This window comes from Arthrobacter sp. Y3221159, assembly GCF_059089885.1.
In genome coordinates this window covers 173,072-187,488 of the sequence record NZ_JBNHFC010000006.1, presented here as the reverse complement: position 1 = coordinate 187,488, position 14,417 = coordinate 173,072, and the positions used below count along the sequence as shown (strand labels likewise).

The 14,417-nt window shown below is 66.7% G+C and carries 11 protein-coding genes; all 11 read left to right on the top strand.

All coding sequences use genetic code 11. The features are described 5' to 3' along the window. The first annotated feature begins 31 nt into the window (after positions 1-31). The 11 genes from AC5RT3_RS08525 (at position 32) to AC5RT3_RS08475 (ending at position 14,409) form a co-directional block, all read left to right on the top strand. The gene (locus AC5RT3_RS08525) at positions 32-1,492 is read left to right on the top strand and encodes a glycosyltransferase family 87 protein (RefSeq protein WP_494011414.1); all 1,461 of its coding nucleotides are present in this window, start codon (positions 32-34) and stop codon (positions 1,490-1,492) included. Further along, a complete protein-coding gene (locus AC5RT3_RS08520) occupies positions 1,485-2,942 on the top strand; it encodes a phytoene desaturase family protein (RefSeq protein ID WP_494011415.1) in 1,458 nt (485 codons plus the stop codon). Before AC5RT3_RS08525 ends, AC5RT3_RS08520 begins: the two co-directional genes overlap by 8 nt. A 60-nt stretch (positions 2,943-3,002) precedes the next feature. Beyond that, a complete protein-coding gene (locus tag AC5RT3_RS08515) occupies positions 3,003-4,991 on the top strand; it encodes a penicillin-binding transpeptidase domain-containing protein (RefSeq protein ID WP_494011416.1) in 1,989 nt (662 codons plus the stop codon). Positions 4,992-5,082: 91 nt separating this feature from the next. After that, the gene (locus AC5RT3_RS08510; protein ID WP_494011426.1) at positions 5,083-6,765 is read left to right on the top strand and encodes an ABC-F family ATP-binding cassette domain-containing protein; all 1,683 of its coding nucleotides are present in this window, start codon (positions 5,083-5,085) and stop codon (positions 6,763-6,765) included. 56 nt (positions 6,766-6,821) lie between these two features. Beyond that, positions 6,822-7,595, top strand: a complete 774-nt coding sequence (locus tag AC5RT3_RS08505; RefSeq protein WP_494011427.1) for a DeoR/GlpR family DNA-binding transcription regulator — start codon at positions 6,822-6,824, stop codon at positions 7,593-7,595. Beyond that, on the top strand, positions 7,592-8,797 hold the full coding sequence (locus tag AC5RT3_RS08500; protein WP_494011428.1) for an MFS transporter: 1,206 nt from the start codon (positions 7,592-7,594) through the stop codon (positions 8,795-8,797). The genes AC5RT3_RS08505 and AC5RT3_RS08500 overlap by 4 nt, the downstream gene beginning before the upstream one ends. A gap of 48 nt (positions 8,798-8,845) precedes the next feature. After that, positions 8,846-10,342: a bifunctional phosphatase PAP2/diacylglycerol kinase family protein gene (locus AC5RT3_RS08495; protein WP_494123969.1), complete on the top strand. Its 1,497-nt coding sequence runs from the start codon at positions 8,846-8,848 to the stop codon at positions 10,340-10,342. 165 nt (positions 10,343-10,507) lie between these two features. Continuing rightward, positions 10,508-11,455: an ABC transporter ATP-binding protein gene (locus tag AC5RT3_RS08490; RefSeq protein WP_494011430.1), complete on the top strand. Its 948-nt coding sequence runs from the start codon at positions 10,508-10,510 to the stop codon at positions 11,453-11,455. 5 nt (positions 11,456-11,460) lie between these two features. Further along, the gene (locus AC5RT3_RS08485) at positions 11,461-12,357 is read left to right on the top strand and encodes an ABC transporter permease (protein ID WP_494123968.1); all 897 of its coding nucleotides are present in this window, start codon (positions 11,461-11,463) and stop codon (positions 12,355-12,357) included. Between the two features lie 13 nt (positions 12,358-12,370). Further along, entirely contained in the window at positions 12,371-13,720 is a 1,350-nt protein-coding gene (locus AC5RT3_RS08480; protein ID WP_494011432.1) for a sensor histidine kinase, read from the top strand. Then, on the top strand, positions 13,717-14,409 hold the full coding sequence (locus AC5RT3_RS08475) for a response regulator (RefSeq protein WP_494011433.1): 693 nt from the start codon (positions 13,717-13,719) through the stop codon (positions 14,407-14,409). Before AC5RT3_RS08480 ends, AC5RT3_RS08475 begins: the two co-directional genes overlap by 4 nt. Positions 14,410-14,417 lie beyond the last annotated feature (8 nt).

Genomic DNA, 14,417 nt, shown 5'->3' with positions numbered 1-14,417 from the left:
ATCCTTGAGGCATCCCGGTAAGCTCGATTGCATGGAGGAAAGCCAGCCTGCGGGGAGCCGGGCACGGTCCCGGCTGGTGGTTCCCAGCCGCAGCGATGTCCTGTTGCGGAACTTCACAGAGGTAGCCGGTGGACCCATGGGGCGCAGGGCGGAGCCGGGCGTGATTTCCCCGGCTCCTTTCACCGTGGAGCGGGTCCTGGTGCTCCTGGCCGTTCTCGCGGCCTTGATCGGCGTCCTGCTCAAGGGATACTGCCGCGCCAACGGCTGGGAGCCGCCCACCCAGTTCTACGCCACTTGCTATTCGGACTTCCCGGAACTGTTCCGGAGCCGCGGCCTGGCAGACGGCGCCTTTCCCATCCTGGGCAGCCAGTTCGAGTATCCGGTACTGATAGCCCTTGTTGCAGGGCTTGCCGCCTGGCTGGTGCCGGGCACGGGTGCCTCCGAAGGACGCATCCTGGCGTATTTCGACGTCAACGCAGCACTACTGGCCGCGGCGGCTGTGGTCACGGTCCTGGCAACAGCGAGGACGTCGGCCCGCCGGCCCTGGGATGCCGCGATGGTGGCCCTGGCGCCGGGGATCATCCTCGCAGGAACCGTGAACTGGGACCTGTGGACGGTGTGCCTGGTGGCGGTGGGGATGTATTTTTTCGCGTCTCAGCGGCTGGTGCCCGCCGGCATCCTGCTCGGACTCGCCACCGCCACCAACCTCTATCCCCTGCTGGTCCTGGTTGCCATCCTGCTGCTGAGCCTGCGGACAAACCGGTTCCGTCCCCTGCTGGTGACAGGCGCGGCCGCAGCTGTGACCTGGACAGCGGTCAACCTGCCGTTCGCGGCGGCCAACTTCAGCGGCTGGGCCTACTATTTCCAGTTCACCGCTGACCGCGATGCGGGGTACGGGTCGCCATGGTTTGCCTACAATCTGCTGGCCGGCAGGCTCCGCTGGCCGGGTCTAAGTCCGGTGGCGGTCGACCTGCTCGCACCGGCATTCCTTGTGCTGCTTTGTGCCGGGATTGCCTATGTGGCGCTGGCGGCACCCCGCCGTCCCCGCCTTGCCCAGCTGGCCTTCCTCCTGGTGGCGGCCTTCATCCTCACCAACAAGGCCTACTCCCCGCAATACGTGGTGTGGCTGATCCCGCTCCTTGCCCTTGCCCGGCCACGCTGGCGGGACTTCCTGGTGTGGCAGGGCATCGAAGGCCTCCACTGGGCCGCGGTGTGGATGTACCTTGGTCAGGTGACCAGCGCAGGCTCCTCCCAGCACAACCTGGACATGCCGTATTACGTTCTGGCGGTGGCCGCCCACCTGGTGGCCGTGGCGTATCTGATGGCGAGGGTCACCTGGGATATCTACGACCCCACCTATGACCCCATCCGGCGCCACCATCTTGATGACCCGCATGGCGGGCCGTTCTCCGGTGCTCCGGACCGCTTCAGCTTCAGCCTGCGCCGCGCCGAACATCCTGTTCTTCCCGGAAAGGACTCCACGCATGCCTGACGTAGTAGTAGTGGGCGCCGGCCCCAACGGCCTGGCCGCGGCAGCTGTCATGGCCCGTGCCGGTCTGTCCGTGGAAGTCTTCGAGGCCGCTTCCTCCATTGGCGGCGGGACGCGGACCTCCGAACTGATGCAGCCCGGACACTTCCATGATGTGTGCTCGGCAGTGCATCCCATGGCGCTGGCCTCCCCGTTCTTCCGTGCTTTTGAGCTGGCACGCCGGGTGAAGCTGGTCAGCCCGGACATTTCCTATGGTTCCCCGCTGGATGGTGGACGCGCAGCCCTCGCATACCGGTCACTGGACCGGACAGCAGCGGAGCTCGGCAGGGACGGTGCAGCGTACCGCCGGCTGATGGCGCCCTTGGTCAGGAACATCGACGGCGTCATGGACTTCACGCAAAACCAGCTGTACCGGATTCCCGGGGACCCCTTCACGGCGGCGATGTTTGGCCTGCGCACCCTGGAACAGGGGACACGGGCATGGAACGCGAGGTTCCGTGAGGAGTACGCACCTGCCCTCCTCAGCGGTGTGACCTCTCATGCCATAACGCATCAGCCATCCCTGGCCGGGGCCGGGGCGGGGCTCATGCTCAGCGCCCTGGGGCATGCCCAGGGATGGCCCATCCCGATCGGCGGTTCAGCCGCCATTTCGACGGCACTTGCGGAGGACCTCACCGCCCACGGGGGTGTCATCCGCACGGGCACACCAGTGGACAGGCTGGTTGACCTGCCTGAGGCACGCGCCGTCCTGCTGAATGTGTCGCCGCGGGGCCTGCTGGAGATGGCCGGGGATTCCCTGCCGGGCCGCTACCGCTCCTCCCTGGAGTCATTCCGCTACGGCAACGGTTCCTGCAAGGTCGACTTCATCCTGTCCGGACCCGTTCCCTGGCAGGCCCCTGAGCTGGCGGACGCCGGCACCGTGCACCTGGGCGGCACGCGGGAGGAGCTTGCGCAGTCTGAAAACGACGTCGACGCGGGCCGGCATCCGGAGAGACCCTATGTCCTGGTGGCCCAGCCGTCCCGGTTCGACCCGGGCAGGGCGCCGTCGGGACGCCACACACTGTGGACCTACTGCCATGTCCCCGCTAATTCAACGAGGGACATGACGGAAACGGTCACCGCCCAGCTGGAGCGCTTTGCACCCGGGTTCCGCGACCTCGTGGTGCAGTCGAATGCAGTTACCGCTGCCGGGCTGGCCGAGTACAACCGCAACTACATTGGCGGCGACTTCAGCGTGGGAGCGATGGACCTGCGGGGCCTGTTGCGGCGGCCGGTCGTGTCACGCGTCCCGTGGCGCACTCCCCTGCCCGGTGTCTACCTGTGTTCATCCGCAACACCGCCAGGCCCGGGGGTCACGGGAATGCCTGGCCTGCATTCGGCAACACATGCCTTGCGGGACATATTCGGTCTGCCGGTCCCCGCGCTGGGGCTGAACATAGGCGGCGGAAGCTAAGCATCCGCCGCTGACGTAGTGCAGGCCAAACCGGCGGCAAAAGCAGGGGATAATGGCGCGATGGGGAAAAATTCGAGATTTTCTATTGCTGTTGCCGCGCTCATCCTGGGAACGTCGCTCGTTGCCTGCGATGACGGCCGCAGTGGAGCGGAAGCCGCAGCTGCTGAGCTCGCCATCGCCGTTTCCGGCCTGGACATCAGCTCCGTGGCCTTTGACGGCAAGGACGCTGCTGCCGCCAACGAGCAGCTCAAGTCCGTCTTCGCGGCCCTCGATCCCCAAAAGCCTTCTGTGGCAGCCGGTGAGCTCACCCTCGACGGGGACAACGCCTCCGCGCCGCTGAACTACACCTGGACCTTCGGCGGAGCGGAATGGAAATACTCCGTCTCAGCCAAGTTCAGGAAGTCCGGCGATAAGTGGCTGACGGTATGGGACCCCGCCACGCTGGTGCCCGGCCTGGCTGATTCAGAGGTCCTGAGCAAGGGTGCCCAGTCGCCGCCCCGCGCCGATATCCTCGGTGCCGGGGACGTCCCCCTGGTCACCTATCGCCCCGTGGTCAACGTCGGCATCGACAAGCCCCAGCTCGGTTCCGCCGATCCTGCTGACTCGGCCGGCAAGCTCGCCGCGCTGGTGGGCGTCGATACCGCGGCGTATACGGAGCAGGTCAAGGCCTCCGGCGCCGAAGCCTTCGTTCCGGCGATCACGCTGCGGGAAGAAGGCCGCACCATCACCAACGAGCAGATCGCCGCCATTCCAGGCGCCCGCGCCATTCCGGCCATGATGCCCTTGGCACCCACCCGGAATTTTGCCCGCGCCGTACTCGGCTCCGTGGGCGAGGCCACGGCCGAGCAGATCGAAGCATCCGAAGGGGCCCTGGCTGCCGGCGACCTGACCGGCATCAGCGGGCTCCAGCAGCAGTACGACGAACAGCTTCGCGGGTCTGACGCCGTCGTCATCCGTGCCCAGCGCGCCGACCTGACCCGTGAACAGATCCAGTCCTCGGCAACCGACCCCCGCCGGGTGCTGTTCGAGGTGGAGCCGAAACCCGGTACAGCGCTGAAGACCACGCTGGATCCCCGGCTGCAAACGCTTGCCGAAGACACCCTGGCGGAGGTGGGTCCTGCCTCCGCCATCGTCGCCCTCCGGCCCTCGACAGGTGCCGTGCTGGCTGTCTCATCCGGTCCGGGAAGCAACGGCTACAACACTGCCATGCTGGGCCAGTATGCCCCGGGGTCGATCTTCAAAATGGTTGATTCCCTGGCGATGTTCCGTAACGGCCTCACGCCCGAATCCAAGGTTGAGTGCACTCCCACGCTCACGGTGGATGGCCGGACATTCAAGAATGCGGAGGGGTATCCGGAAGGTTCCCTGGGCTCGGTTACCCTACGGGACGCGTTTGCCCACTCCTGCAATACAGCGTTCATTGCCGCCCGGGACAAAGTCTCGCAGGGCCAGCTCGAGTCTGCCGCCATGGCCATGGGACTGGCCGTGGAGGCGCCCACCCTTGGAGCGGAGGCCTTCCTGGGCTCTGTCCCCGGCGAGGCTTCGGGCACCGAACATGCCGCTTCCATGATCGGCCAGGGCAAGATCCTGCTGTCACCCCTGGCTGCCGCCATGATGGCGGGATCCGTGGCGAAGGGCGCGCCCGTTGCGCCACAGCTCGTTTTGAATCCCGACGGCGGCGAAGCGCCTGCCGGGACCACCAGCGGATCCACTGCTCCCGCCGCGCAGCCCTCGGCCACGGCAACTGCTGAAGCTCCTTCACCAGCTTCCGGGCAGCCGATCAACGCGGAGGAGGCGGCTTCCCTGGCGGACATGATGCGTGCCGTCGTCACCAGCGGCCATGCCGGTTTCCTGTCCTCGGTTCCGGGAGCTCCGGTTGGCGCCAAGACCGGTACCGCTGAATTCGGCAACGAAGTACCGCCGAAGACCCACGCATGGATCGTGGCTGTGCACGGCGACCTTGCCGTGGCCGTCTTCGTGGAGGACGGCGGGCTGGGGGCAACCACTTCCGGCCCGCTGCTCAAGGAATTCCTGACCGCCGCCGGCTAGAGTTTCTGTCCAGATATGGCGACTTCCAAGCCCGTCAAGCCGCCATATCTGGACAAAAACTCCTGGGGTGGGGCGTGGGAAGATGGACTGCGTGGCCCATATTGACGTTTCCGGTATCGATTACTTCCTCTCCGACGGCACGCAGCTGCTGAATGGGGTTACCTTCAAGGTTCCGGACGGCACCAAGACTGCGCTGATCGGACCCAACGGGACGGGCAAGACGACGCTGTTCCGGATCATCGCCGGAGACCTCACCCCGGATGAGGGCGTCATCGGTCGGTCCGGAAGCATGGGCATCATGCGCCAGTTCGTGGGCCAGGTCAGGGACGAATCCACCGTGCGGGACCTGCTGGTTTCCGCTGCCCCGCCGGCGCTGGCTGCCGCCGCCCGCGAGGTGGACGAGGCGGAACTGGCCATGATGGAGTACGACGACGAGCCCACCCAGATGCGGTACGCCCAGGCCATCGTCGATTGGGGAGACGCCGGCGGATATGACGTGGAGACCGTCTGGGATGAGGTTTGCATGGCCGCGCTGGGACTCCCCTACGACCGTGCCCAGCACCGCCCGGCGTCGAGCCTTTCGGGCGGTGAGCAAAAGCGGCTTGTCCTCGAGGCGCTGTTCGCCGGACCCGATGAGCTGCTGCTGCTGGACGAACCTGACAACTACCTCGATGTGCCCGGCAAACGCTGGCTCGAGGAGAGGCTCAACGAATCCAGGAAGACTGTCTTCTTCATCAGCCATGATCGTGAGCTGCTGAACAATGCCGCGGGACGCATCGTAACGCTGGAGCCCGGCATCAACGGGGCTGCAGCGTGGATCCACGGCGGTGGATTCGGTTCCTACGTGGAAGCGCGCGCAGACCGGAACGCCCGCTTCGAGGAACTCCGCAAACGCTGGGACGAGGAGCACATCAAGCTCAAGGAACTCGTCAACATGTACAAAAACAAGGCAGCCTTCCGCTCCGACATGGCCAACCGCTACCACGCAGCACAGACCCGGCTGGCCAAGTTCCTCGAGGCCGGGCCGCCGGAGGCACTGCCCATCGAGCAGAACGTGCAGATGCGGCTCAAGGGCGGCCGTACGGCCAAGCGCGCCATTGTTGCGGAGCGGCTGGAACTGACCGGCCTGATGAAGCCGTTCTCCACGGAGGTCTGGTTCGGTGACCGGGTGGGCGTCCTGGGCTCCAACGGGTCCGGCAAGTCGCACTTCCTGCGGCTGCTGGCCACCGGCGGCACCGACCCTGAGCGGGAGCACCTGCCCGTATCCGATGTGGACATAGCTGAGGTGCCGCACGAAGGGACCGTCAAACTGGGGGCCCGCATCCGCCCCGGCTTCTTCGCGCAAACCCACGTGCGGCCCGACCTTCTGGGCAAGACACTGCTGGACATCCTGCACCGGGGGGACGAGCATCGCTCGGGGCTGGGCCGTGAAGCCGCAGCCGGCGCTTTGGACGGCTACGGTCTGGCCGGACAGTCGGAGCAGAAGTACGAGTCCCTGTCGGGCGGGCAGCAGGCACGGTTCCAGATCCTGCTGCTCCAGCTCAGCGGTGCCACCCTGCTGCTGCTCGACGAGCCCACGGACAACCTTGACCTGCACTCGGCCGAAGCACTGGAACGGGCTATCGACCACTTCGAAGGGACCGTCTTGGCGGTGACCCACGACCGCTGGTTCGCGCGGACCTTTGACCGGTTCCTCGTGTTCGGCTCTGACGGCAAAGTGTACGAATCGGCGGAGCCCGTCTGGGACGAGAAGCGGGTCGAACGCGCCCGCTGATCGACCGGGATGATCACCCTAGTGATCACTTGCTCAAGAGTTGTTATCATTTGAGCATGAAGACAGATGACCGGCACCGCGCTATCGCAGACCTGCTGCGCGAGCGGGCAGAAGTCAGCGTCGAGGAGCTCACCCTGGCCTGCAAGGCATCAGGAGCAACCATCCGCCGCGACCTCGAGGTGTTGGCAGCCAACGGGGTGCTCCGGCGGGTGCATGGTGGGGCCCGCAGCCTGCTGGGCCCCGGCGACAACCCCGGTTACGGCCAGCGCGAACTGGAGGACCAGGACGTCAAACGGCGTATCGCGGCTGCCGTTGCCGGCCTGCTGCGGGACCGGGAACATGTGTGGCTGGACAGCGGGAGCACCGCCACGGAAGTGGCCCGTGCTCTGGCCGGCCGGGACCTGACATTGATGCCCATGTCCTTGCGCGCACTGAACGCCGCAGCCGGTGAAGACACCGCCGCGGGCGGCCGGCCCGCGCTCCTGGTCCCCGGCGGAAACGTAGTGCCCGGCGAATTGTGCTTCCGCGGCCCCCTGGCCGAGGCCAACATACGGTCCCTGCGGTTCGATACGGCCATCATCACCCCCTGCGCCGTGAGCACCGGGGATGGACTGCTGGCCCATGACCTCGAAGATTCAGCCGTAAAGCGGGCGGGGCTGGAATCGGGCGCGCGGGTGGTCCTCGCCGCTGCCGCCGCGAAGTGGCACAGCAACGCGCGGGTGCTGGTTGCCGGCCTTGAGCGGGTGGATGTGATGGTGACAGACAAGGTTTTCAGCGCCGGAGAGCGCGCCCAACTCGATGAATACTCTGTGGAAGTAGTGAATGTATGAGCACAAATACGGGCATGAAGCAGGACGCTGGACTCAATGCAGCAGCAGCGGCCACTTTCCTGGTCTTCGGCATCAACGGCCTGGTCTTTGCCAGCTGGGCTGCCCGCATCCCGGCGGTGACCGAAACACTGAACATCACCTCGGGGCAAATGGGCACGCTGCTGCTGTGCACCGCCGTCGGTTCCCTGCTGGCCCTGCCCACTGCCGGCCTGGTGGTCGGCCGGATTGGAACGGCAAATACCGTTCGGTTTGGCGGCTTGCTGGCGGCGGCGGCCGGAGCGGGGATTGCCCTGTCACTGTCCCTTGAATCCATTCCCGGCACGGCAATCGCGCTCTTCTTCTTCGGAATCGCCATTGGCCTCTGGGACGTTTCGCAGAACATCGAAGGCGCCGACGTGGAGCACAAGCTCCGGCGCACCATCATGCCGCAGTTCCACGCGGCATTCAGCGGCGGTGCTTTTGTGGGTGCGCTGATCGGGGCAGGACTGTCCAACCTGGGAGTCGACCTGCCCCTGCACCTCCTGGTGATCGTGGGTGTGGTGGTGCTGGTGACGATGATCGCCCCGCGCTACTTCCTCCCCCATATCCCCGCGGTGGCTCCCGAAGGGGACGCAAAGCAGGCGAAGGGTCCGTCCGCGTGGCGGGACAGCCGCACGCTGCTCATTGGCGTGGTGGTCCTCGGGGCTACCCTCACGGAGGGTGCGGGCAATGACTGGATTGCCAAGGCCTCCGTTGACGGACTGGGGACCTCCGAGTCCACCGGCGCCCTCATGTTCGCCCTCTTTGTCCTGGCCATGACGGCAATGCGGTTCCTTGGCGGACGGGTGATCGACAAATACGGGCGGGTTGTGGTCCTGCGGGCCAGCATGGCGGCCGCGGCAGCCGGCCTGGGATTGTTCGTCCTCGCCGGGAATGTGTGGCTGGCGGCCGTTGGCGCCGCACTGTGGGGCGTGGGAGCCGCGCTGGCCTTCCCGATGGGGATGTCCGCTGCCGCGGACGACCCGAAGCACGCTGCAGCCCGCGTCTCCGTAGTATCCACTCTCGGTTATATATCGTTCCTCGCCGGCCCGCCCCTCCTGGGCTACCTCGGCGACCTCACGGGGATCCACCTCGCGCTACTGGCCATCATGGCCCCCATCGTGCTGGCACTCCTGCTGGCGGGAGCGGCAAAACCGCTGCCGGCCAAAGCGCAGGGCAACTAGCCGGAGCGTGCCGGAGGATGCCCCGCCTGCTGGGGGTAGTCTGGGGGCATGGGGAGCTCATGGCGTCACAGCCACCGGGTCATCGGCCGGCTCGATAGATATCTCGTGCGGCATGTATCGGACCTGCCGGGTGGCAACCACGACGACTTTTTCCGGAGGCTTTCTGCCTCGGCCAACCACGGGAAGCTCTGGATGGCAGCCGCCGCCGTGATGGCCGCTTTCCCCGGCAAGACCCGCCGGGCAGCATTGCATGGCCTGCTGGCCCAGGCGGTAGCGTCCGCCGTAACCAACGGAGTCTTCAAGACCCTGCTCCCCCGGACCCGGCCCCTGCCGGAGCATCTGCCCGTCTTCCGCTTTGTGCATCCACAGCCCACCAGCTCCTCCATGCCCTCGGGGCATTCTGCATCGGCCATAGCCTTTGCCGTGGGAGCCGGCCTGGTGCGGCCAGCCATCGGTGCCGCGTTGGCACCGGCGGCACTTGGAGTGGCTTATTCCCGCGTGCACACAGGTGCGCACTGGCCGTCCGATGTTTTCTTCGGATCGGCCCTCGGCGCGGGGGCGGCCCTTGTTACCCGGCGCTGGTGGCCGGTGCGGCCGCCCTTCCCTGAGGTTTCGAGGACCTGGACGGAGGCACCTGAACTGCCGGGCGGGAAAGGCCTCAGCATCGTGGTGAATACGCTGGGAGGCTCTTTTCGTGAAGAAACGGCTGCAGCACTCCGCGACGTATTCCCTGCAGCGCATATCATCACGGTGCCGCCTGAGGAGGATCTTCTCGAGTGCATCAACGCCGCCGCCGACTGGCCCGGTACCCTCGCCCTCGGGGTGTGGGGCGGCGACGGTACCGTAGGAGCAGCAGCCGCGGCCGCCGTCGAACGCTCCCTGCCCCTCCTGGTCCTGCCCGGAGGGACCCTGAACCACTTTGCCCGCGACGCCGGCACCGGCAGCCTGAAGGAAGCAGTTGCCGCCGCATCGAAGGGCGAAGCCGCCCTGGCGGACATCGGCATTGTCCGGGCGGAGCGGGGCCTCCCGGAACAGCCGGAGGTGACGGAAATGCTCATGCTGAACACATCCAGCGTCGGCCTGTACCCGAACTTTGTGCGGCGGCGGGAGCATTTGCAGGCGGCTTTGGGCAAGCCCCTAGCCGGGGTGATCGCCATGTTCCGGACCTTCGCCACGGGAACCCCCGTCACGCTTACGGTGGACGGCGTGCTGCACCGGGTCTGGATCGCCTACGTGGGCCGGGGCCGGTATTACCCCCGGGACCATGCTCCGTTGCTCCGGCCCGTCATGGATGACGGCGTGCTGGACCTCCGGCTTATCACCGCTGATGAACCGTTTGCCAGGTTGCGGCTGCTGTGGTCCGTCTTGACGGGGACGGTGGCCGGCTCCAAGATCACCCACCTGAGGGAAGCCACGGAAGTCCGCATCGAGGCGGGCGGGGCGCCCATAACACTGGCTGTCGACGGCGAGGCCGTGGCAGGAGTGCGCGCCGTGGAGTACAGGGTGCTCCCCAGGGCACTGGCCTACTACTCGCACCGCTCCTGACCCACTGCATCTCCACGCTGCCGGTCATCCAGGGGGACTACCCTGGTTCTCCCCTGAATCATCCCTGAGGAAGGCGAAAAGGGGCCGCGGCCTCAGTAGCGTAAGGGGTACACCCACCGAACTGAACCCATCCGCAGCCTGCGCTGCCGACCGGAGGAACATCGAATGATTGAGGCACACGACCTGGCCAAGGTCTATGGCGCGAAGACCGCCGTGGCCGGGGTCAGTTTTACAGTCAGGGCAGGGCAGGTCACGGGGTTCCTGGGGCCAAACGGTGCCGGAAAGTCCACCACCATGCGCATGATCATGGGACTCGACCGGCCCACGTCCGGAGCCGTCACCATCAATGGCCTGCCATATGCGGAGCACAAGGCGCCGCTGCACGAGGTGGGGGCCCTGCTGGACGCCAAGGCCGTGCACACCGGACGCAGCGCCTACAACCACCTGCTGGCCATGGCCGCCACCCACAGCATCCCCAAGAAGCGGGTCCACGAAGTCATCGAGATGACGGGCCTGGAAGCCGTGGCCCGCAAGAAGGCGGGCGGATTCTCCCTGGGCATGGGACAGCGCCTCGGCATCGCCGCAGCCCTGCTGGGGGACCCGCAGACTCTCATCCTGGACGAGCCGGTCAACGGCCTGGACCCGGAGGGCGTCCTCTGGGTCCGCAACCTGGTGCGCTACCTCGCCAACCAGGGCAAGACCGTCTTCCTCTCCTCGCACCTCATGAGCGAGATGGCGCAAACCGCCGACCACCTGATCGTCATCGGCCGCGGCCGCATCATTGCCGACGCCCCGGTCAAGGAAATCATTGCGGGCACACGCCAGGCCAGGACCCTGGTCCGCACGGACTCGGCTCCGCAACTGGCGTCCCTGCTGGCGGGCAACGGCGTCACGGTGGACCAGAGCGAGCCGGAAACCCTGACGGTGACGGGGCTGGAACCCCGCCAGATAGCCCAGGTCGCGTTGAGCAGCGGCGTCCTGGTCTACGAGCTCACCCCGCAGCTGTCCTCCCTGGAGGACGCCTACTTCGACCTCACCAAGGACGAAGTGGAATACCATTCGCACCTGACCGGCGGACCCGCAGTGGTAGCCCCGGCAACGGCAGGAAAGTAAGGACGATGAGCACCCAGACAGCAACCCCTGCCACGCCGGCCCGTTCCTCCGCGGGGAACCGCGGGGTCACCTTTGGCGGCGTCCTGCGCTCCGAATGGATCAAACTCTGGTCCCTGATGTCCACCCGCATCCTGCTGCTCCTCACCCTGGTGGCAATCGTTGGCGTGGGCGCACTGGCCGTCCTGATCCGCTACACGTACCTGGATGAGATGATCCGCAACGCCAGGGACCAGGGCCAGACCCTGACACCGGAAATGATGGAACAGACCTTCCCGTCAGGATCCGGGTTCGACCTCTACAACCTGCCCAACGCCGGCCTGCAGATCGGCATCCTGGTCCTGGGCTCGCTGGCGGTCCTGTTCATGGCTTCCGAGTACGCCACCGGCATGATCCGTTCCACCATGAACGCTGTTCCGCGCCGTACTCCGGCATTCGTGGCCAAGGCCATCATCCTGGCCGTGATCTCCTACGTCATCACCACCATCGCGGGCGTGGCCACCTTCCTGATCGCCATGCCGGTCTTCCAGGGCATAGGGTTCGACCTCGACTGGTCCACGGACGGCGTGCTGTACAGCGTCTTCACCGGCGGGCTCTATGTTGCCGGGGTTGCACTGATCGGGCTTTCGCTTGGGACGCTGCTCCGAAACTCTGCCGGCGGGATCACCGTCCTGGTGGGCATCTTCTTCGTGCTGTCCATCGCGGCCAGCTTCCTGACGCTCATTCCGGGTGAGTTCTGGAAGTACGTTCCGCAGTACATTCCCAGTGAGGCCGGCGGCCGCTTCCTCTCCATTGGCCACACAGACGGTGTCATCGATCCGTGGCAGGGCGGCCTGATCTTCCTGGGCTACGTGCTGGTGTTCCTGGTGCCGGCGCTGATCGTGCTCAAGAAACGCGACGTCTGACCTGCCCGGAAACATGCAGCAGGAAGGACCGGCCAAGGACGCGGCAGCCGGACAGGCTGACGCGTCCTTCGCCGAGCTCACGGCCCGGCGCCGGGGGCTCATCCGGCGCTACCTCCACCAGCACCCGCGGATCATGGATGCCGTGGTGGCTTCCAGCTATGCACTGCTGGTGGCGCCCACGGTGGTTGACGCCGTCATCTCCGGCACGTGGCTCGCGGCAGCCCTGCTGGTGGCGGTGGCGGCGGCCATGTTCCTGCGGCGCTCCCATCCGGTGGGGCTGGTGGCGTTCGTGGCTGTTGTGGAGGTTGCGGTCACCCTGCTGCACCCGTGGGGCTCCAATGCGTCCGCGGGGCTGTGGTTTTCGCTCTATGCCGTTGCTGTGGTGCACACCCGCCGCTTCGCCCTGATCACCATGGCAGTGGCCACGGCACCGCTGGCCCTCCTGTACCTGCTGGCCGCCGTCGGGCCCATGGAGAACTCGTTCGTCCAGGACCACGGGGTCAACCCGGGGGATTTCCACCTCCTGACCAGCATTGCCACCGGAGCCACCATCGCGCTGTCGAACGTCATCGCCACCGGCATCGGCATTGGCGTCAAGCAGCGGGGGGAACACGAACAGGAGGTGGCGGCGTGGGCTGCCCGCACAGCGCAGCTGGCCTCCGTGAACGAACGCAACCGGATCGCCCGGGAAATGCACGACGTCGTTGCCCACTCGCTCACCGTCATGGTCAGCCTCTCGGACGGTGCCGCCGTCGTGGTCCGGAAAAGCCCCGAGCGTGCCGGAGAGGTACTGGGCGAACTGTCCCGGACGGGACGGACCGCCCTCGCGGACATGCGGCGCGTCCTGGGCGTCCTCCGCGATGACGCCGGGGCGGCGGCACCCCTCCTGCCGCTGGCCACCGGCGACAGCCTAACCAAGCTGCTGGAAGGGTTCCGGACGGCCGGACTGCCGCTGCACTATTCGCACAGCGGCCCTGCATTGCCCGATGACGCTGCCTTCCAGCTCACGGTGTACCGGATCGTGCAGGAATCGCTCACGAATGTGCTCCGTTACGGACGGTCCCTGGCCCGGGTAGATGTCAGCATCGCCGTATCCGGCGGCACCGTCACCATCGAGGTGCTCGACGACGGCGCGGGAGTTCCGGGGCAGGCGGCCAATGACGGGGGCGGCGGCCCGCACGGCGGCTCCTACGGCACCGGCCAGGGCCTGGCGGGCATGGCGGAACGCGCCCGCATCTACGCCGGAACCGTGGAGGCCGGCCGGACCGGACGCGGCTGGCGGGTCCACGCAGTCCTGTCCTGGCCGGGGGACGGCAACACCGACACACGAACCTATCCGTACGAACTGCAAGGCAAGGCATGACAGAGACCGCGCCCATCACCGTCCTGCTGGTGGATGACCAGCCCCTGTTGCGGATGGGATTCCGCCTGATCCTTGAGGGCGAAGAGGACCTTCGGATCGCCGGTGAAGCGTCCGATGGCGCGGAGGCCGTGAAGCTGGCCAAGGAGCTGCAGCCCGACGTGGTGCTCATGGATGTGCGGATGCCCGTCCTGGACGGCATCGAGGCGACCCGGGCGATGACCGCGGCCGGTTCCAGCGCACGGGTCATCATCCTCACCACGTTCGACGTGGATGAGTACGCATTTGCCGGGCTGCAGGCGGGAGCGTCCGCCTTCCTCCTCAAGGACGCGGCACCGCAGGACCTCATCCACGCCGTCCGGGTGGTGGCCAGCGGCGATGCCGTTGTGGCTCCCCGCGTGACGCAGCGGCTGCTTGAAACGTATGTGCGCGGCGCCGGCCGTCCGGCGCCCGCTGCCCCCGCGCCCGATCCCCTGCTGGCCGAGCTGACTCCGCGGGAAACGGAGATGCTCGGGGCGATGGCCGAGGGCCTCTCCAACGCGGAGATTGCCCACCGCTACTTCCTCTCCGAGGCCACCGTCAAGACGCACGTCCGGAGGATCCTTACCAAGCTGCACCTCCGGGACCGGGTCCAGGCCGTGGTCTACGCCTATGAGACGGGCCTTGTGGTCCCCAGCAACCCGGACTACTGATCTAGGCA